Below are 20,500 nucleotides of genomic sequence, written 5' to 3'. Positions count from 1 at the left end.
TAAAAGAACCGTCTATTAAAAAACCCAAAAAACGGGATCTCAATAGCTCAATGCCGTCACATTCGAATTCGGCGTAAGAATAAACAAGCGTTTATCATTCGCAACCATACGACTTCCCGATGGCTCATTATTGTCCGCCATTTTACGTGCTGCAATATCACCCGTAGCGACATCAAGCAAATGCACGTAGCCAGCACGATCCATTACCGCAACATAATCACGGAAAAACTCAGGAGTAATCAGGTCACGTTCAAACAGTGCTGCATTCTCCCACACTTCACTTCCATTTTTGGCATTCAGAGCAATCACCTTGCTCGTCATATCAACCGCAACCAATACATCCCCTTGCACGGCAACACCCACCGAGCTTGAAATGCTCCGTTGCCACAATGGTCGACCACTTTCAAGCGCAAGAGCCGCAAGTGTTCCATTATAAGCCACCGCGTAAACAATGCCATTTTCTACCACCAAGCGGCCATCAATATCACTTAATCGCTCAATTTCATAACGCCCTTCTGGCTTACCAACATCATAAGACCACAGTAAATTACCACCGTCTAAAGAGAATGCTTTTAACTTCCCATTCGCGAAGCCAGCCACCACTTTCCCCTCAGAGATAACCGGAGCGCTGGTGCCACGTACCGTTAGAGAAGGCAAATCTTCTTTGGCCCGCCATAGAGTATCCCCAGTGGCTGAATCAAGTAAGTTTAACCAACCATCGGCGGTTTGAACCGCTAATTTACCGGCTGCATAATAAGCTTCAGACAAGACTTCAGAACTTAAGGTTTTCTCCCACAAGACAGACTTAGTCGCCAAAGAAACCGCCACTAACTTAGCATCATAGGTCCCAAAGTACAGAGTATCACCATAACGTGCGACACCAGAACTTGGCTTATAGTCGGTTGAGATTGTGTTTTGCTTTGCGCCTTTTTCTTGCCCAAGCTGATAAACCGTTCCTTCATCCGTGACAAAAAACACCGCACCGTCTTCAGCAACGAGATTAAAACGTTCACTCGTTTCACCAAAGTCCCCATCTACACCCGTTTTCCATACGGTTTTTAGAGCCACTTTATTTTCTAGCGCAGGAAGCTCAGATAACGCAGGACGAGAATTAGAGCACCCTTGAAGCACTAACACAGACAAAAGTATGAGAGGAAAAATAAACTTGCTCATCATTAGCCTTTCACCAAATCCTTGAGTTTAATATCCAGCAGCGGATGATTCACACCAACACCTAACGCCTCACTGGCTTTTTGATACGCAAGACGGGCATCATCACGCTTACCCTGCAAAATTAAAGCATCGCCAATTAATTCTTGTTGCTGTGCTGCAAACTCTTCCGCGGTGACTTTCTCTGCACGGGCAATAGCGCCAGTGTAATCTTCTTTCTGAAGCAATAAACGCGCAACACGCAGATTGGCAACCGCCGTAAAGGTCACATCGTCTGTATTCGCTATGGCCAAATCCAATGCTTGAATAGCATCATCATACAAACCATTTTCAGCGTCTACACGGGCCAAAAACAACTGCCCAAACATCGCATAACCGGTATCAGCGTAATCATCTGTGAGCTGTTTTGCGATAAAACTCACTGTTTTCTGATTATTTTCATCACTCAAATCAGCCGAGGCTTGAAGTAAATTTTGATACAATGCAGACGCTTCGCTAACGTAATTGGCTTGACTGGTTTTCCACGCTTGCCAACCAAAATAACCACCGACACCCGCCGCAATAACCACAACCAAAGCGATGCCGTTTTTTTTCCACCACGTTTTAAACGCTTCAATTTGTTCTTCTTCAGTCTTTAATTCAGACACGCTTATTCCCTCGTTCAAAGTATCGTCAAACTATTAAAAGCAACGATACACTGTTAAATCAAATTATCATCTCGTTTATTGCGCTAAGACAAAAAATCGCACCAAGACATCACGAATTGGCAGCAAAATAAGCACCAATCTTATCCAACGCACAAGTTTTCTGCTCACCCGTCGACATGTCTTTAATCTGACAAATGCCCTGCTCCAGCTCGTCTTGACCTAAAATAATGGTAAATCGGGCACTGGAACGATCCGCTTTCTTCATCTGATTCTTAAAATTACCGCCACCGCAATGGCGTAATACCACCAAATTCGGGCGGCTTTCACGAAGCTGCTCAGCCAAGACAAACGACGCTATTTCAGCCTCATCGCCAATACTGACAACAAAAACGTCAGCGGCAAACTTCGCCTCACTCGGCACCAGATCCAGCGTTTCAAGCAACAACACTAAACGCTCAATCCCCATCGCAAAACCGACAGCCGGAGTCGGTTTGCCACCGAGTTGCTCAACCAAACCATCATAACGTCCACCAGCACAAACGGTGGCTTGTGCACCAAGATGTGAAGTCACCCATTCAAACACCGTTTTTCCGTAATAGTCCAAACCTCGAACCAAACGTCGATTAATCACATACGGCACGTTGTTGGCCTGTAAAATTGCCTGCAAACGATCAAAATGCGCCTGCGACTCGGTGCCAATAAATTCTTCTAAGTTTGGCGCGTCTTTTAATAGCGCTTGAGTCGCCTCGTCTTTAGAGTCCAAAATCCGCAGTGGATTGGTCGACAAGCGACGCTGACTGTCTTCATCTAGCTGATCTTTAAATTGCGTTAAATACACAACCAATGCGGCTTTATAGGCTTCCCGCTCAGACGCCAAGCCAATGGTATTTAACTGCAACTCAACATGCTCTAAAAGACCCAGCTGCTGCCACAAACGCGCGGATAACACGATCAACTCTGCATCAATATCGGCCGAGCTCATGCCAAAAGATTCGACACCAATCTGATGAAATTGACGGTAACGACCTTTTTGCGGGCGCTCATAACGAAACATAGGCCCTGTGTACCATAAACGCTGCACTTGGTTAAACAATAAGCCTGCTTGATCCGCCGCACGAACACAGCTTGCTGTCCCTTCTGGGCGCAACGTTAACGATTCGCCATTACGATCGTCAAAGGTGTACATTTCTTTTTCAACTATATCGGTGGTTTCGCCCACACCACGTTTAAACAAATCCGTACTTTCGACAATAGGAAAACGAATTTGCTGATATCCATAAGACTTAACCACGTCTGCTACGGTTTTTTCTAAGTAGAGCCAGACAGAAGACTGATCAGGTAAAATATCATTCATTCCCCTGATTGCTTGAATTTTTTGCGCCACAATGGATCCTTAATTTTTAACAATAATGTTGGCCAGTTCCCGCTCTTTTAGGAGGGCCTTTTGACGAATCATTCTTTCTAAATCATCGACAAGCGTTGCATTTTTGGTTTTGCTGTTTGGCTTACCATCTTGATAAATCAAATTGTTGGGCGATCCACCAGCCAACCCGATGTCCGCTTCTTTTGCTTCACCTGGGCCATTCACCACGCAACCGATCACCGCAACATCCATGGGAACGACAATGTCTTCAAGTCGCTCTTCTAGCTCATTCATGGTCTTAATAACATCGAAGTTCTGGCGCGAGCAGCTTGGACAAGCAATAAAATTAATGCCGCGGTTACGTAATTTCAAACTGCGCAGCATATCCCAACCGACTTTAATTTCTTGCACTGGATCAGCGGCTAAAGAAACCCGTAAGGTGTCTCCTATACCATCCATTAACAATAAACCTAGGCCAATAGACGATTTCACCGTGCCAGAGCGTAAGCCACCCGCCTCGGTAATCCCTAAATGCAATGGGTTGTCTATTTGGCTAGCAATTTTACGATACGCCTCAACCGTCATGAAAATATCAGACGCTTTTAGACTCAACTTGTACTCATGAAAATCCAATTCATCAAAGTACTGAATCTGGCGAAAAGCGGATTCGACTAGTGCATCTGGTGTTGGCTCGCCATATTTTTTCTGTAGGTCTTTTTCCAAAGACCCAGCGTTAACACCAATACGAATCGGAATGTTTTTGTCACGCGCACAATCAACGACAGCCCGCACACGGTCTTTATTACCAATATTGCCGGGATTAATCCGCAAGCAATCAACACCATATTCGGCTACTTTTAAGGCAATTTTATAATCAAAATGTATGTCGGCAACCAAAGGAATGGAAACGGCTTGGCGTATTTTTTTAAAGGCCTCTGCCGCGTCCATAGACGGAATAGACACACGAACAATGTCCCCTCCCGCCTCAGCAATTGCACGAATTTGCGCAACGGTAGCATCAACATCACAGGTCTCTGTGTTCGTCATACTCTGAACACTAATCGGTGCGCCGCCGCCAACGGGCACATTACCGACCATAATTTGGCGAGAGTGACGGCGTTTAATCGGGGATTCAAAATGCATAAGTGTCTCTACTTGAGCTCAAATCGAGCCAAATCATTACGAATAAAAGAAGAAAAATCGAAGCTTTCACCCTTGTACTTCAAAGATGACACGCCTCTGGCGTAACCCAACACGACTCTATACGGTGCGCTGCCGGTTAATGACAACTGACTTCCGGCTGTTTTGACGCCAGAAAACAAGATTTTACCCGTTGCATCCCTTACCTCGGTCCAACAGTCCGCATCAAATACCATTTCAACTTCGTCGACATAAGACGGCAGGGATTCTACTGAGGCGACCTCTTTTTTCGCCCTTACCACGTCATTAGGTGTCACACCCGCTTCTTCCAAAATAGCCATTGTCTCAGCAGAAAGGCCGGTGGCAACCTCACTATTTTGAACATCTTGTTCCCCTCCAGCATTTTGACTTGGCAAAGGCTCATCAAGCGTATTATCGGCTATCTCAGGTGCTTTATTGTCAGATAAATTGTTGTCTGATTGATTGTTGTTCGATTGATTACTGTCTGATTGATTATTGTCAGCCGACTCGATGGCGTCGTCAGCAGTACGTTCAACAGGGGCATCAGCGGAAGGCGCGGTTATATTTTCAAGTTCGGCCGCGCGTTCACTTGCTTCTGACTCGGTGAGTTCATGGTTGTCACCACGTCTTTGTTCGTCAGCGATATCCGACGCCGCGTTTTGAGAGGGCCACCAAAACACTAAAAACACCAACACGGCGACAATCACAATCGAAATTAAAATAACAATAGGATCGCCTAAATGCGTCTGTTTATTCACCTTATCAACCGGTTTAATCGTCGATTCGGCATTTACCCGTTCACTATCAAACGCCCCCAGCATTTCGGTATGATCAACTCCTAAGAGCCGACAATAGCTCTTCAAAAAGCCACGCGCAAAAGTCACCGAGCGGAAGTATGTAAAATTATTCGCCTCAAGCGCACGAACTTGATCTATGGTGATTTTCAGTTCGGTGGCTACATGCCTTTCATCAAACTCAAGTTCTATCCTTTTAGTCTTTAATCGCTTACCAATATTAATGGAGTCTTGGTTCATTGTGTTTACAGAAGCGTCCGTTTGAAATTCAGTTGTCATGTCAATACCTTGAGCCATTCAGGCATGTAAAATTACTCGCAAACGAATACAGTGTAGGGTCAGTCTCGTGTACAGTTAAGTGCCACGACAGACAGTTGTATTCATCAAAATGCACCGATCCTCGGGCAATTTTTTTCGTAGCCTGGATATTATTTAAAATTAAGCGAGCTTGGTCATTATTACCTTGTATTAAAACAAGATTGAGCTCTGTCATCAAACCTATCAGTGGCAAATCTGCAATTTCTTTTGCTTGATTTAGGTGGATTCCAGCGAATTTTACGTCATTCTGACGTAATGCACATCGAGAAAGATTTATTTGCACAGATTGACGCCTAAACTGCGCGTATTTTTCTGCATTATCAAATGCGTCACACGCTTCTCCCCAGCGTTTTTGAACCCCTAATAGCACGCCATAATTATTCCACATAAAGCTATCATTTGGGTACATTTCAAGCCCTTGCTTATGCGCAGAAAGGGCTTGCTCGGACTCTTCCATACTTAACCAGTATAAGCTTAGTAGGCGCCAATAATCTCGCCCTTGATTCGCTTCACTTACTTTATCAAGCTGCTTTTTCGCCACCTCCAACTGCCCCAACAAGAGATGCGCTTGAATAATCGATAAGCGTTTAGACTCGGAAATAGCGGGTCGTGACGGTGAAACAGTCTGGTAAGCACACGATGTACTAAGCACACAACACAATAAAAACAGCAGCAACCACAATCGCATAATGACATCCTTGTCATACCAAAATTCAATAATTTAAGAGATTAGCTTTTTACTTCACGCAATTCGATGTATTTCTGACTACGGCGTGTTTTATCATGAAAATCCCCCACCAATTGACCGCATGCCGCATCAATATCATCACCACGAGTGGTGCGAACCGTCACCGTGTAACCCGCATCCGCCAAAATCTTCTGGAAGCGGCGCGTACGATTATTAGACGGTTTTTCATAACCCGAATGTGGGAATGGATTAAATGGAATCAAGTTGATTTTACATTCCAACACACTAAGAAGCTCAGCCAATTCATGGGCTTGCTCTTCATTGTCATTCACACCTGACATTAACGTGTACTCAATCGTAATGTGGCGCTTATCCGGCAAATTTGCCAAATAAAACTGACACGCTTCGAGCAGTTCCGCAATGGGGTATTTTTTATTAATGGGCACCAGCTCATTACGCAAGGCGTCATTTGGCGCATGCAACGAAATGGCCAACGACACATCGGTTCGCTTGACCAGTTCATAAATTTTAGGCACCACACCAGAAGTGCTCAAAGTAACGCGACGCTTAGACAAACCGTACGCGTGATCATGCATCATCAGGATCATCGCATCGACCACTGGCTCAAAGTTCATCAAGGGCTCGCCCATGCCCATCATTACCACGTTAGTCACGCGACGAGGGCCATTCGGATCCATAGGGCCAAACGATTTAATCGCAATCCACACCTGCCCAATAATCTCCGCGGGCGTTAAATTACGATTAAAACCCTGCTTACCAGTCGAACAAAAGCTGCAATCCAACGAACAGCCCACTTGGGAGGAGACACACAAAGTCGCTCGATCACCATCGGGAATCAAAACCGTTTCAACGCAATCGTTCTTGCCCCCTTCGGTACGAATAACCCACTTACGGGTACCGTCAGTCGAAATATTTTGTGATACCACTTCCGGCCCACGAATCTCGCAAATTTGCTCTAATTTTGCCCGCAGCGCTTTACTGACATCGGTCATTTCCTCAAAGCTTTCAGCGCCTTTCTGATGAATCCATTTAATTACTTGAGTGGCGCGAAATTTTTTCTCGCCAATGGATTCAAAAAATTCAATCAGCTTGTCAGGGGATAAACCCAACAGGTTTACTTTTTTGATGTCAGTCATAATTCAATATCGCTTGCTGTGGTGAGCATTAAGTGTAAACGAAAAAAGCTTCTGAAAAGAAAAGTCTTTTCAGAAGCCTCTGTAAAAAAGCGGGCTAGCGCCCGCTTTTTAAAAACAGATCGGACATAAAGGTCCTAGCTGTCAATTACTTACCGAAGAAGTAAGCAATTTCACGAGTTGCCGATTCAACAGAATCAGAACCGTGAACAGCGTTAGCATCGATAGACGTAGCGTAATCTGCACGCAACGTACCAGCTGTCGCATCTTTAGGATTAGTCGCGCCCATTAGTTCACGGTGACGAAGTACTGCGCCTTCACCTTCAAGAACAGAAACCACAACAGGACCAGACGTCATGAAAGCAACCAAGTCTTTGTAGAAAGGACGCTCTTTGTGCTCAGCGTAAAAACCGCCAGCCAATTCGTCGTCTAGTTGAATCATTTTCGCTTCAACGATTTTAAAACCAGCACGTTCAAAACGAGTGTAGATTTCGCCAATTACGTTTTTTGCAACCGCATCAGGCTTGATGATAGATAGAGTACGTTCTAACGCCATGGGTATAACTCCAAATTAATTTTAAAGGGGCGATGCCTTTTGCATGGCCCAGGACATAAAAGTTCAGCGCGCGTATTATACGCATCAATTCATTAAAATTGTACGATCCAATGAAGATTATTTAATCTAACAAGCATAAAAGCTCGAATTCTCACCCCTAAGCAACTGACCGAAGACGCGTCACGGCATTTTTAATGGTTTCAGCGGCAAAGTCGACTTCTTCCTCGGTCGTGAAACGGCCAACAGAAAGACGCAATGAGCTATGGGCTAAATCGTCCGGCAAACCAATTGAGCGCAAAACATAAGACGGCTCTAGGCTTGCTGAAGTACAAGCAGAACCAGAAGACACGGCAATATCACTCAGTGACATCAGCAACACCTCACCATCAACCCCCGAAAACCCCACATTCACCACGCCAGCAACACGATTAGCGGAGTCGCCATTAAGATGCACACCAGATAACGCATTAAGAGACGACCATAAACGCTCACGCAGCGTTTGAATACGAGCACAATCTTGCGTCATCTCTTCACCCGCTAAACGGAATGCTTCGCCCATGCCGACAATTTGATGCGTTGCCAAGGTGCCAGAACGCATACCACGCTCATGACCGCCTCCGTGTATTTGTGCCGCTAATTTAACCTTCGGCGAGCGACGCACAAACAAAGCACCAATGCCTTTTGGACCATAGGTTTTATGGGCTGTCAGCGACATTAAATCTACTTTCATGGCATTAACGTCAATTTCAATTTTGCCTGTCGTTTGCGCGGCGTCCACATGGAAAAACACGCCACGAGATCGGGTCAACTCGCCAATCGCGGCGATATCCGTCAATACACCCAGCTCATTATTGCCATGCATCAAGGACACTAAAATCGTGTCCTCACGCAACGCGTCTTCAACCTGACTGGGGGAAATTACGCCATGAGAATCTGGCAGTAAATAAGTGACTTCAAAGCCTTCTTTTTCAAGTTGCTTGCAAGGATCCAACACCGCCTTGTGCTCTATCATCGAGGTAATAATATGACGGCCTTTTTGACGATACGCCTGCGCGACACCTTTTAACGCTAGGTTATTGGCTTCTGTCGCGCCAGAGGTCCAAACAATCTCACGAGAGTCTGCCTTGATTAAACTGGCCACCTGCAACCTAGCTTCCTCAACCGCTTCTTCTGCACGCCAGCCAAAAAGATGCGAGCGTGAGGCAGGGTTACCAAAATTACCGTCCTGCGTTAAACACGCCATCATTTTTTCCGCCACTCTTGGGTCGACTGGCGTGGTAGCAGAATTATCTAGGTAAACCGGGGTGTTCATTCAATGCTCTCCAATAAAAATTAAGCCGCCGCCTGTGCGATGCCTTTTATGCGACCAACAATAGAACGCAAACCATTGCCACGGGTCGGGCTCAAATGCCGCTCAAGATCCAGCTCTTCAAAATAGGCCGTAATATCGAAATCTAAAACTTCTTCTGGCGTTTTATGGTCCAACGCCGCCAACACCAAACCAAGCAAACCACGAACAATAATGGCATCGCTGTCTACCGAAAACGTCAGCACTTCGCCTTTCGTAGCGTCTTGCTCTGAACCTGGCTGAATCCAAACACTGCTCTGACAGCCTTTCACCAAGCGCTCAGGCGTGCGCCACGCTTCATCAAACGCTGGCAAAGATTTACCCAAATCAATAATGTACTTGTACTTATCTTCCCAATCGTCAAAAAACGACAGATCGTCCACTATGTCTTCCGTACTAGGTAAAGCCATGACCACCCTCTTTTACATCAAGCCTATTAAACAAAAACGGCATTGGCTAAACACCAAGACCGTTTCCTATTGTATTCGATTTTACCGAAGCGCCGAAGCGATCAAGAGGCCGCCATTAGAAAAAAAGCCCCGCCTCTAATTGCGCCTCTTCACTCATCATTTCTCGTGACCAAGGCGGATCAAACACCAAATCCACTTTCACCACTTCAACATTGGGCACTTTGGCAACGCGATACTTCACATCGCCTACGAGAACAGGCCCCATACCACAACCGGGAGCCGTTAACGTCATATCAATCAGAACCGATTTTGCCTCTTGATCCAGCGTCACTTTATACACCAAACCGAGTGACACCAGACTGATCGGAATTTCTGGGTCATAAATAGTGTCTAGCGCCTGCCAGACTTGCTCTTCGCTGATATCACCAGTACCCAGATCGTCAAAATTCAACACTTCAGGTTGCTGGCCAATTGCCTCAGCGTCCGTTCCGTCAATACGCAGCATATTACCTTGCCAAGTAACGGTGTAGTTGCCACCCAAGCTCTGATTAATCGTAATAAACTGACCTTCAGGAATACTAACCGGCTCACCGCTTGGCACTCGTCTCGCTGGACAAGCACGATTTGTTACTACCATTTTTTGCATGAAGTTAACTCACACTAAAGCTTTCGCCACAGCCACATTCTGCTACAACGTTAGGGTTTTTAAACTTCACAACTTCGTTAACACCTTCGCGCACCAAGTCAATCTCTGTGCCTTTTAGCATGGCAGCCGATTGCGAATCTACCGCAAGGCTCACATCGCCAAACGCCAAAACAGTGTCACCTTCTAAAGCCGCCTCGACAATGTCCAGTACATAAGAAAAGCCGGTACAACCGCTTTCTTTGGTACTTAATCGAATCAACTTACCCGGTTGCTTTACCAGTTTTGAAGCAAAATATTTCTGTGCGGAAGCGGTTAAAGACACGCTAGAGACAGGATCAAACGTTGTAACTGTCATTGAAACCTCCTAAGCCAGCATTGTTCGCACTTTTTTCAGTGCCACAAACAAAGCGTCAACTTCTTCTAATGTATTATAAATCGCAAACGATGCGCGTGCCGTACCAGGCACATTAAAACGTGTCATCAGAGGCTGCGCGCAATGATCCCCAGTGCGAACCGCAATCCCTTGGCGATCTAATAAAAAACCAATGTCCGCTGGATGACCATGGTCCATCACAAAGCTCAACACACCAATTTTGTCTTTCGCATTGCCAATAATGGTTAAGCCTTCGAACGCCTCTGCCAACTCTGTTGCTCGATCTATTAAAGCTTTTTCATGGGCCGCGACGGCGACTTGGTCTAAGGCACTAAACCAACGAATGGCTTCACCCATCGCAATGGCATCGCCCACATTAGGCGTACCCGCCTCAAAACGATAAGGCAGCACATTCCACGTCGCGTCTTGCAAAGTCACCGTCGCAATCATCTCGCCACCGGTGCGCCAAACAGGCCAATTCTCAAGTACCGACGCTCGCCCCCATAATACGCCTATGCCCATTGGCCCATAGACTTTATGACCCGAAAAAGCATAAAAGTCACAACCAATATCTTGCACGTCAGCCCAACCATGAGCCGCACCCTGCGCACCATCGACCAAAACCCAAGCACCAAATTGCTTCGCCTTTATCGTCATGGCTTTGACTGGATTCACCGTTCCCAATGCATTAGATACATGAGGAAAAGCCACAAATCGAGTGCGTTCGTTCAACATCTCCGCATAAGCGGCTTGATCTAACTCACCTTCATCCGTCACCGGAACGATCTTTAAAATGGCGCCAGAGGCTTTGCAAGCTTGTTGCCAAGTCACAAGGTTAGCATGATGATCCATCCCCGTCGCAATCACTTCATCGCCTGTTGACAATAACTGGCTCAGACCGTTAGCCACAATATTAATGGCCTCGGTCGTGCCTGTGGTCCAAATGACCTCTTCGCGTTTTGGCGCATTGATAAACTCTTTTACGATGTCACGCGCGCCTTCAAAACGACGTGTCGCCTCATCCGCAAGACGATGGGCGCCACGATGCACATTGGAATTACAGGTTGTATAGTAATCCACCAAAGCATCAATCACGCATTGCGGCTTTTGCGTCGTCGCCGCATTATCGAGATAAATAAGCGGATTACCGTCGATTACACGCTTTAAAATCGGAAATTGCTCGCGGATAGCCGCTACATCAAAATTCATCAGATTCTCGCTTACTTCACTTCCATTTGCGCAAAACGCTCACGGATAATAGGACGAATCCACTCCGCTAACGCGGCATTTGGCATTAAATCAATCAATTCGTTAATAAAGCCAAAATTCAGCATTACTTGCGCCTTGGAACGGCTTACACCACGCGTTTGCAGATAATACAAAGCCTGTTTATCCGTTTCAGCGACCGTTGCGCCATGGGCACACTTCACATCGTCAGCGTAAATCTCTAACTCAGGCTTGGTGTTAATCTCGGCTTTATCCGATAGCAACAAGTTGCGGTTATTCAACTCTGCCAAGGTTTTCTGTGCATCACGGTGAATGTGTATACGACCATTAAATATAGCGCGGGCACGATCCGCGACAATACAGCGAACGTTTTCTTCGGTTTTGCCATTTGGCTTGGCATGTTCAACCGTCGCATGCAGATCAAACAGCTCTTTACCATCCAGCAAATACATGGCATTTAACTTGGCATCAGCAAACTCACCAGCGTGAATAATATCGGTGTCTAGACGCGACAAATCACTGCCAAAACCCACGATGGTGCTGTGCATTTTTGCATGGTCATAGAGATTAAAATGGCTGCCACCGATGGCAACATTAGTCCCTGTCTGTAAGGCAAAACGATAATGTTCTAGACGTGCGTTGGCCGCCACATTGTATTCTACAAAGGCGGTATTTAAGCTATCGCCTTGCGCCTGTACATCTTCAATCACCGCCAGACGAGAACCGGCAGCAAGCATCACTTGAACCCGCGTATGAGATTCTGCACCTTGACTCAACAAAGAACTAATACGAATCGGCTGAGTAATCTCAACCCCTTCTGCAACCGACACAATCACGACGTCTTGCGCGAGGGCATCATTCACCAAACCAAAAACATGACGCTCAGGTTTGATCGTCGAAAAAACACTGAGCGCGTCCGCCTGTTTGACCGAATCTAAACCACTGCCTAAGGCAATGGATAAACCTGCTGGCAAGACGTTAGGCAATTGTGTTTGATCAAACTGGCCGTTTACAAACACCAATTCAATGGCAGATAAGTCCGCAATCGCAACAGGCGATAACGCCACTTTTTCCTTTATTACCTTGGCGGGCGAACGCTCAACAGGACGAAGCGGTGTATAGCGCCAGGCTTCGGTTTTGCGCGTTGGCCATTTGGTATTGGCTAAAAGATCCAGTGCGTGCGTTCGCTTTGGTGCCAGCCAATCATCAATACCTTGCGCTCGAGTAATGGCGCTTTCTAACCATTCACTCATGCATTACCCCTCAAGTTCGTCTTCAGTTGGCTCTTTTTGCAACCAAGCGTAACCTTGTGCTTCCAATTCATGAGCAAGAGAAGCATCGCCACTTTTGACGATTTTCCCGTCAGACAACACATGCACAAAATCAGGCTTAATATAATCCAAAAGACGCTGATAATGCGTCACTACGATAAAGCTACGATCCGCAGAGCGCTGGCTATTAACGCCTTCCGCTACCACTTGCAACGCATCGATGTCCAAACCAGAATCGGTTTCATCTAGAATACAAAGTCTGGGTTTGAGCAATAACATTTGCATTAATTCGTTACGCTTTTTCTCGCCACCTGAGAAACCTTCGTTAACACCGCGCTTCAAAAAAGCCACCGGTAGGTTAACTTGTTTGCAAGCGGCTTTGGCTTCTTTCAAGAAGTCGGCAGACGTAATGGCGTCTTCACCACGCGCTTCACGTTGCGCATCAACCGAAGCTTTTAAAAATTCCAAGTTACTAACGCCCGGAATTTCGACTGGGTATTGAAACGCTAAGAATAACCCTGCACGAGCACGGTCTTCGACTTCCATATCGAGCAAATTTTCACCATCAAGGGTCACGCTACCGCTGTCTACGCTATAGCCATCTCGACCTGACAAAACATAGCCCAAGGTACTTTTACCGGCACCGTTTGGCCCCATAATCGCGTGAACTTCACCCGGCTTAATGTCTAAATCTAGCCCTTTGATGATCTGCTTTTCTTCAACGCTGGCGTGCAAATCTTTTATCGTCAACATACTTTTGGTGTTCGACATCTTCAACAATTCCTTAACCTACTGAGCCTTCAAGGCTTATTTCTAGTAACTTGCCCGCTTCAACGGCAAATTCCATGGGTAATTCTTTAAACACTTCCTTACAGAAGCCATTCACAATCATGGACACGGCTTTTTCAGGATCAAGACCACGCTGACGACACAAGAACATCTGCTCGTCACTGACTTTCGACGTCGTCGCTTCATGCTCCACAATCGCAGAAGGATTACGGCTTTCCACATAAGGGAAAGTATGCGCACCACACTGGTCGCCGATCAATAAAGAGTCACACTGAGTGAAGTTACGCGCCCCTTCTGCACCGGGATTCATGCGCACAAGACCACGGTAACTATTGTTACTTCTGCCCGCCGAGATACCTTTAGAAATGATGGTCGACTTGGTGTTTTTACCAATGTGAATCATCTTGGTTCCGGTATCGGCTTGCTGACGACCGCGCGTCAAGGCCACCGAGTAAAACTCACCCACACTGTTGTCGCCTTTCAAAATACAGCTTGGGTATTTCCACGTAACCGAAGAACCTGTTTCAACCTGCGTCCAAGAGATTTTGGCATTGGTGTGACAAATCCCGCGCTTGGTCACAAAGTTGTAAATACCGCCTTTGCCGTTTTCATCGCCCGGATACCAGTTTTGCACTGTAGAGTATTTAATCTCAGCGTTGTCCATGGCAACCAGCTCAACAACCGCAGCATGCAGCTGATTTTCATCACGCTGTGGCGCAGTACAACCTTCAAGGTAACTCACATGGCTACCTTCGTCGGCGATAATCAAAGTACGTTCAAATTGACCGGTATTTTGTTCGTTAATGCGGAAATAAGTCGACAACTCCATTGGACAGCGAGTGCCTTTAGGAATGTAAACAAAGGAGCCATCGGTAAAGACAGCGCAGTTCAACGCCGCGTAGTAGTTGTCTTTCTTCGGAACAACGCTGCCAATGTACTTCTTAACAAGCTCTGGATATTTGTGCAGTGCTTCAGAAATAGGGCAAAAAATAACCCCAGCCTCTTCTAACTTCTCACGGAATGTGGTCACCACAGAGACAGAGTCAAACACCGCATCAACCGCAATGCCCGCTAACATTTGTTGCTCTATCAGAGGAATGCCAAGTTTCTCATAAGTCCGCAGTAATTCAGGGTCCACCTCGTCCAAGGACTTAGGCTTGTCCTTCATACTTTTGGGTGCCGAATAGTAAGAAATGGACTGAAAGTCTATTTTTGGGTAATCCACTAAGGCCCATTCCGGTTCTTCCATTTCTAACCATTCACGAAATGCGCTCAAGCGCCATTCAAGCATCCATTCAGGCTCGCCTTTCATTTCAGAAATACGTCGGATAACATTTTCATCCAAGCCGGGCTCAAATGTTTCTGATTCTACATCAGACACAAAACCTGCTTCGTATTCCCGTGCCAGCGCTTTATCTATCTGCTCAGTCATATAAACACTCACTCATCATAGCGAACAAACGCACTGTCAATCAGCGCACATCGCTCAACTAATTTATTCTTTACTTAATCAACAATCGCCGCACTAATCTTGTCATTGACAAGGCCACGTTGTCGGCTTTCGAAATCTTGTCGTTCTGCCACTTGTCGCACGTCGTTGCGCCGCACCAGCTGTTCGAGACTAATTCGATTTAAAAAATCGTGTATTTGATCACTCAGATCACACCATAAATGGTGAGTCAGGCACGTATTACCGCTTTGACAATCACTGCGCCCCTTGCACCCTGTCGCGTCAACGGACTCATTCACTGCATCGACGATTTGCGCAACAAAAATATCGTTATTTGAGCGACTAAGACGGTAGCCACCACCTGGCCCTCTGACACTGGTTACCAATGCTTTCTTGCGAAGTTTAGAGAACAGTTGCTCAAGATAAGATAAGGAGATTCCCTGTCGATGGGAAATATCCGCTAAAGACACAGGACCTTGATCCGAATGCAATGCCAGATCAAGCATAGCAGTGACCGCATAACGACCTTTTGTTGTCAGGCGCATAGGCTATCCAATTAGATTATTCTGTAAGCACAGATGATACACAAAACCTACTGTTTTGATCAAGTATTTACCCGAGTATTTTAGTAGGTTATTAATCTTATCCCATCGTCGGCGCGTATTTTACGTGTACTGAGGCAAAAACTAAACCGCTGAATCCCTCTTAAAAGACATGATGACTATAATATGAGAGCATAGACCACGAATATGAGATCATAGACCGTGGTTTGCCAACACCAACAGCCGATAAAAGAATGGCTTTTTATTTTACAGCAATTTGCGATAATCAAATTCACACAGCTTTTGAAGAGAGTAACGCCATGCCACCAAAGCCCAAAAGTGATAAAACACTTGAAATAAAAGAGCCCGCACCACAGCAAAAAAGCACAGGCTATTGGCTCGCTCTTTTCCTCTGCTTTGCTTTCAGTGTCGGTGCGTCTTCTGGCATCACCTATCTGCTTTTACCCACAAAAGATGCCGCCGCAAGCAATGACAAATTAACGGCACAGGATCAGAAAATTGCTAAATTACAAAAAACACTGACCGAACAAGCCGCAAAGATCAACGCCATTGAAGCACAAAATGAAACGCTCGCACTTTACCTTAGACACAGTAGCGCAACAGCACTAAAAAACATCCTCATCAATCAAGAGCAAAACATCCAAGCCTATTTACAAATCATGAAATCCGCCATGAAAGAGCTATCAACACTTAGCCCAAGAATCACCAGCTGGAATAACGAATACCAATATCAGTTGGACTTAGCTCTAAAAGGCAGCCTAGAAAGAGAAGATTTATTAGAATTGCTCAAAACTGGCGAACCCAATGAAAAAGCCCCGCAATAATGGCGGGGCTTTGTTTTCTAAAACGACATTATTTGCTCAACAACGCTAAAAACGGAAACCGCTCTAAACCGCGTCCGATTTTAATGTCATGGCAACACCAAACTAAAGCACTGCCGCCAACACCGTGCCTTGCTTAATCGCCCGCTTGGCGTCTAGCTCGGACGCAACATCCGCACCACCAATAAAATGCACCGCGCAGTTTAGACTCTCACCCAGCGCCTTATTGGGCTGTTGACCCGCGCAAATAACCACATTATCGACCGCTAAACATTGCCATTCGCCCGCCACCAATAAGTGCAACCCTTGATCATCAATTTTCTGATACTCGCAGCCAGGCAGCATAGTCACACCTTTTTTCAACAATTCGGTACGGTGAATCCAGCCGGTGGTTTTCCCCAAGTTGGCACCGACTTTTGATGCTTTTCGTTGCAACAAAAAAACTTCTCTTGCCGCGGGCGCAAAGTTCGCCTTAACACCTTCCACTCCACCTCTGGCGCTAAACGTCATATCGACACCCCACTGCTTCATAAAATCGGCGGTACTTTGTTGAGCCTGATTCGCGTCGTGAATCAGATACTCACTGATATCAAAACCAATCCCGCCAGCGCCAATCACCGCGACACGCTTGCCAACAGGATGGCCATTCATAACATCCAGATAACTTAATACTTTAGGGTGATCAATTCCCTCAATGTCTAAATGCCTTGGCACAATACCCGTCGCCAATACCCATTCATCAAAATCATATTGCGCCACCAATGCACTATCGACCTGAGTATTTAGCTGCAATTTAACGCCAGTCAATTCCAATTGACGCTTGAAATAACGCAAGGTTTCGTAAAATTCCGCTTTTCCGGGAATCCGCTTAGCGATATTAAACTGCCCGCCCACCTCACCCGCCGCATCAAACAAGGTAACATCATGGCCTCTCTTCGCCGCCGTCGTAGCAAACGCCAACCCAGCAGGACCTGCGCCAACCACCCCAATACGTTTTGGAGAATCCGTCGGCGTAATGAGCAACTCTGTCTCATGACACGCCCTTGGGTTGACCAAACAAGACGTCATCTTATGATCAAAAACATGATCCAAACACGCCTGATTACAAGCAATACAAGTATTAATCTCATCGGCACGATTCTGTTGTGCCTTAATCACAAACTCAGGGTCAGCCAAAAATGGCCTCGCCATGGAAACAAGATCTGCATCGCCGCGCGCTAAAACCGCCTCAGCCACCTCTGGCATATTAATGCGATTAGAAGTGATCAAGGGAAGATTTAATGACTCTTTTAGCTTTGCTGTCACCCAAGTAAACGCCGCTCTGGGCACTTTTGTCGCAATCGTCGGCACTCTGGCTTCATGCCAACCTATCCCCGTATTAATAATACTTGCGCCCGCTTTTTCGATGCCCAACCCCAGACGAATCACTTCTTCCAGCGTACTGCCCTGCTCAACCAAATCCAGCATAGACAAACGATAAATAATGATAAAATGCTCGCCTACCGCCTCACGAATACGGCGCACAATTTCCAGCGGCAAGCGCGTACGGTTATCATAATCGCCACCCCATTCATCATCACGATGATTGGTACGAGAAACAACAAACTGATTAATCAAATACCCTTCCGAGCCCATCACTTCCACACCGTCATAACCGGCCTTTTGCGCCAACACCGCCGCGCGTACAAAATCATCAATTTGCTGGGAGATTTCGTCGTCGGTTAAAGCATGGGGAGAAAAAGGGTTAATAGGCGCCTGCAACGCCGATGGCGCAACCAACTTAGGATTGTACGCGTAGCGCCCCGTATGCAGAATCTGCATGCAGATCTTGCCGCCTTCAGCGTGAACCGACTCTGTTACCTGCCGATGATTGTCAACATCTTGCTCACTTACCATCAACGCCGCGCCAGCGTAAACACCACCTTCGGCGTTCGGACCAATACCACCGGTGACAATTAAAGCCACCCCCCCTCTAGCACGTTCCGCATAAAACGCCGCCATACGAGGAAAACCGCCCTTAACTTCCTCTAAACCCAAATGCATGGACCCCATGATGATGCGATTTTTTAACTGCGTGAAGCCCAGATCCAATGGTTGAAAAAGGTGCGGAAACGGTGATTGATTCATAATGTGACCCACTTTAATGTGTTATTTTTTTATTTTTGCGGTTGCCCACCCGCAATATTGACACTGTCAAGATAGATTTTCATTTTGACATTGTCAAGATACAAGTATTTAATTGCCCAATGTCGACACTAAAAAAACACTATCACCACGGTGATCTCACAAAATCCCTGCTCGAATCCGCGTCCTTAATCATCAAAGAAGAAGGTGTAGAAAGCCTCAGCATGCGCAAACTCGCAGACACGGTAGGTGTCTCCAGAACCGCGCCATATCACCACTTTAAAGACAAAAACGCCTTACTTTGCGCCTTAGCAGAAAAAGGCTTTGGTGAACAAAAAGACAGGCTGGAGGCATTAAAAGCACAGACCAACACCACCGAAGAAAACTTCAGAAACTATGTTTACGCCTATCTTGAGTATGCCCTCCAGCACAGCGAAACCTACGACCTCATGTATGGAAGAACATTATGGAAAGCCGGCACACCAAGCGACTCATTAAAAACAGCCGCCAAGCAAACCTTTAAAACTTGGATTGACTGGGTAGAAGTGTTGCAAGCGGAAAACGTGTTGCCAGATAACAACACAGCACTAAGAATTGGACAAACAACTTGGGCAAGTCTTCACGGCCTCACCAGACTGTTCCTAGATGGCATTTATCTAGACCCCGAAGACCGCGCAGACATGGTAGAGCAAATGATCAAAAACCTCAGCTCAACCCGCCCCTAGATTGGATCGAGTATTGGATAATAACTGCTCTTTTCGCAGCCTTCTAATATCTCGATGACTCAAATACAACAGTGGCACAATAACAAAAAACGAACCAATAAATACCCCTAAATCTGGCGTGTCACCAAACACCCACCACCCCATCAAAAAGGCAAAAATCAAACCCGAATATTCCGCGCTGGTTACTTGACTAGAAGCCACATAACGATAACCAACCAAACAAGACACACTGTACAGAATCGAGCAAATAGAAGACAAAGCCGCATAAATCAGCACCTCGACCTCAAACACGCCACCTTCCCAAAACGCCAACACCCCAGATAATGGCAAAGCAAACAGTTGAGTCATAAACAGCCCATACAGCATACTTTGTTCTTGAGGTAATTTTTTAATCAGCAAACTGTTCACCGCCAAAACAACCGCAAAAAGCACCGCACTAATCATGGAGAACGTCACCTCAGTGGGCCTTAAAATAATCAAAATACCCGCAAAACCCAGCAAAGCCGCCAGCACGACCTCAAGCGTCAAGCGCTCTTTATAAAAAAACGCACCAAACAGCATGATAAAAATAGGCGCCGTATAAAAGACCGCATTGGCCGTGGCCAAAGACAATTCCGCCAATGAAACCACCAAAAGCACGGCGGCTAGCACCCATAAATTTCCACGAACAAAATGCAACTTTAAGCCCAACGTAGCAGACGTACGAGCAGAGCGAAGGTATCTTGTCACCGCGATAGGGCAAAGAATAAGGCACATAAACATTGCCCGCAAAAAGGTAAACTGAAAAATAGCCACATCGGCACCGGCCATCTTAATAAAAACATCACACAAGGTGGCAAAAAAACTGCCCAACACCAGTATCAAAATAGCACTGCTTACGGTACGTCCCGACACGGCCTCTC

Annotated in this window: 21 protein-coding genes; 2 read left to right on the top strand and 19 right to left on the bottom strand. The window is 46.2% G+C overall.

What is annotated here, in order from left to right:
- Positions 1 to 39 precede the first annotated feature (39 nt).
- The 17 genes from bamB to iscR form a co-directional block, all read right to left on the bottom strand.
- The gene (bamB, locus tag J8N69_RS13380) at positions 40 to 1,176 is read right to left on the bottom strand and encodes an outer membrane protein assembly factor BamB (protein WP_227803896.1); all 1,137 of its coding nucleotides are present in this window, start codon (positions 1,174 to 1,176) and stop codon (positions 40 to 42) included.
- Positions 1,176 to 1,817 carry a YfgM family protein gene (locus tag J8N69_RS13375; protein WP_168823131.1) on the bottom strand — a complete coding sequence of 214 codons (642 nt, stop codon included), beginning with the start codon at positions 1,815 to 1,817 and terminating at the stop codon, positions 1,176 to 1,178. The genes bamB and J8N69_RS13375 overlap by 1 nt, the downstream gene beginning before the upstream one ends.
- 109 nt (positions 1,818 to 1,926) lie before the next feature.
- The gene (gene hisS / locus J8N69_RS13370) at positions 1,927 to 3,201 is read right to left on the bottom strand and encodes a histidine--tRNA ligase (protein WP_168823129.1); all 1,275 of its coding nucleotides are present in this window, start codon (positions 3,199 to 3,201) and stop codon (positions 1,927 to 1,929) included.
- Positions 3,202 to 3,210: 9 nt separating this feature from the next.
- On the bottom strand, positions 3,211 to 4,323 hold the full coding sequence (gene ispG, locus J8N69_RS13365) for a flavodoxin-dependent (E)-4-hydroxy-3-methylbut-2-enyl-diphosphate synthase (protein ID WP_168823127.1): 1,113 nt from the start codon (positions 4,321 to 4,323) through the stop codon (positions 3,211 to 3,213).
- Positions 4,324 to 4,331: 8 nt separating this feature from the next.
- Positions 4,332 to 5,414: a RodZ domain-containing protein gene (locus tag J8N69_RS13360; protein WP_227803895.1), complete on the bottom strand. Its 1,083-nt coding sequence runs from the start codon at positions 5,412 to 5,414 to the stop codon at positions 4,332 to 4,334.
- A gap of 1 nt (position 5,415) precedes the next feature.
- Complete coding sequence (locus J8N69_RS13355; RefSeq protein WP_168823124.1) at positions 5,416 to 6,141, bottom strand: hypothetical protein; 726 nt, start codon at positions 6,139 to 6,141, stop codon at positions 5,416 to 5,418.
- A gap of 41 nt (positions 6,142 to 6,182) precedes the next feature.
- Positions 6,183 to 7,298 (bottom strand): 23S rRNA (adenine(2503)-C(2))-methyltransferase RlmN, encoded by a 1,116-nt coding sequence (gene rlmN / locus J8N69_RS13350; protein WP_168823122.1) that lies wholly within the window; start codon positions 7,296 to 7,298, stop codon positions 6,183 to 6,185.
- Between the two features lie 145 nt (positions 7,299 to 7,443).
- On the bottom strand, positions 7,444 to 7,851 hold the full coding sequence (gene ndk / locus J8N69_RS13345) for a nucleoside-diphosphate kinase (RefSeq protein WP_168823120.1): 408 nt from the start codon (positions 7,849 to 7,851) through the stop codon (positions 7,444 to 7,446).
- A gap of 157 nt (positions 7,852 to 8,008) precedes the next feature.
- Positions 8,009 to 9,163 (bottom strand): IscS subfamily cysteine desulfurase, encoded by a 1,155-nt coding sequence (locus J8N69_RS13340; RefSeq protein ID WP_168823118.1) that lies wholly within the window; start codon positions 9,161 to 9,163, stop codon positions 8,009 to 8,011.
- Positions 9,164 to 9,183: 20 nt separating this feature from the next.
- Positions 9,184 to 9,609: a SufE family protein gene (locus J8N69_RS13335; protein ID WP_168823116.1), complete on the bottom strand. Its 426-nt coding sequence runs from the start codon at positions 9,607 to 9,609 to the stop codon at positions 9,184 to 9,186.
- Positions 9,610 to 9,724: 115 nt separating this feature from the next.
- Entirely contained in the window at positions 9,725 to 10,255 is a 531-nt protein-coding gene (gene sufT, locus J8N69_RS13330; protein WP_168823113.1) for a putative Fe-S cluster assembly protein SufT, read from the bottom strand.
- A 4-nt stretch (positions 10,256 to 10,259) separates the two neighbouring features.
- Complete coding sequence (locus J8N69_RS13325; protein ID WP_168823111.1) at positions 10,260 to 10,610, bottom strand: HesB/IscA family protein; 351 nt, start codon at positions 10,608 to 10,610, stop codon at positions 10,260 to 10,262.
- A gap of 9 nt (positions 10,611 to 10,619) precedes the next feature.
- Positions 10,620 to 11,837, bottom strand: a complete 1,218-nt coding sequence (locus J8N69_RS13320) for an aminotransferase class V-fold PLP-dependent enzyme (RefSeq protein ID WP_168823109.1) — start codon at positions 11,835 to 11,837, stop codon at positions 10,620 to 10,622.
- 11 nt (positions 11,838 to 11,848) lie between these two features.
- On the bottom strand, positions 11,849 to 13,108 hold the full coding sequence (sufD, locus tag J8N69_RS13315; protein WP_168823107.1) for a Fe-S cluster assembly protein SufD: 1,260 nt from the start codon (positions 13,106 to 13,108) through the stop codon (positions 11,849 to 11,851).
- 3 nt (positions 13,109 to 13,111) lie between these two features.
- Positions 13,112 to 13,879 (bottom strand): Fe-S cluster assembly ATPase SufC, encoded by a 768-nt coding sequence (gene sufC, locus J8N69_RS13310; protein ID WP_211084887.1) that lies wholly within the window; start codon positions 13,877 to 13,879, stop codon positions 13,112 to 13,114.
- 31 nt (positions 13,880 to 13,910) lie between these two features.
- Positions 13,911 to 15,347, bottom strand: coding sequence for a Fe-S cluster assembly protein SufB (gene sufB / locus J8N69_RS13305; protein ID WP_168823103.1), 1,437 nt, complete (start codon positions 15,345 to 15,347; stop codon positions 13,911 to 13,913).
- Positions 15,348 to 15,421: 74 nt separating this feature from the next.
- The gene (gene iscR / locus J8N69_RS13300; RefSeq protein WP_168823101.1) at positions 15,422 to 15,910 is read right to left on the bottom strand and encodes a Fe-S cluster assembly transcriptional regulator IscR; all 489 of its coding nucleotides are present in this window, start codon (positions 15,908 to 15,910) and stop codon (positions 15,422 to 15,424) included.
- A gap of 317 nt (positions 15,911 to 16,227) precedes the next feature.
- Here iscR and J8N69_RS13295 point away from each other — a divergent pair, with 317 nt between their 5' ends.
- Positions 16,228 to 16,752, top strand: a complete 525-nt coding sequence (locus J8N69_RS13295) for a hypothetical protein (RefSeq protein WP_168823099.1) — start codon at positions 16,228 to 16,230, stop codon at positions 16,750 to 16,752.
- A gap of 102 nt (positions 16,753 to 16,854) precedes the next feature.
- Here the strand turns inward: J8N69_RS13295 and J8N69_RS13290 are convergent, their stop codons facing one another.
- Positions 16,855 to 18,876: an oxidoreductase gene (locus J8N69_RS13290; protein ID WP_168823097.1), complete on the bottom strand. Its 2,022-nt coding sequence runs from the start codon at positions 18,874 to 18,876 to the stop codon at positions 16,855 to 16,857.
- Positions 18,877 to 18,995: 119 nt separating this feature from the next.
- Here J8N69_RS13290 and J8N69_RS13285 point away from each other — a divergent pair, with 119 nt between their 5' ends.
- Positions 18,996 to 19,598 carry a TetR/AcrR family transcriptional regulator gene (locus J8N69_RS13285; protein WP_168823095.1) on the top strand — a complete coding sequence of 201 codons (603 nt, stop codon included), beginning with the start codon at positions 18,996 to 18,998 and terminating at the stop codon, positions 19,596 to 19,598.
- Here the strand turns inward: J8N69_RS13285 and J8N69_RS13280 are convergent.
- A complete protein-coding gene (locus J8N69_RS13280; RefSeq protein WP_168823093.1) occupies positions 19,584 to 20,492 on the bottom strand; it encodes a DMT family transporter in 909 nt (302 codons plus the stop codon). The genes J8N69_RS13285 and J8N69_RS13280 overlap by 15 nt on opposite strands.
- Between the last annotated feature and the right edge of the window lie 8 nt (positions 20,493 to 20,500).

Source organism: Marinomonas profundi, from assembly GCF_020694005.1.
Taxonomy (GTDB): domain Bacteria; phylum Pseudomonadota; class Gammaproteobacteria; order Pseudomonadales; family Marinomonadaceae; genus Marinomonas; species Marinomonas profundi.
Note: the sequence above shows the minus strand (reverse complement) of the source record. Positions and strands in the feature narration are given on the sequence as shown.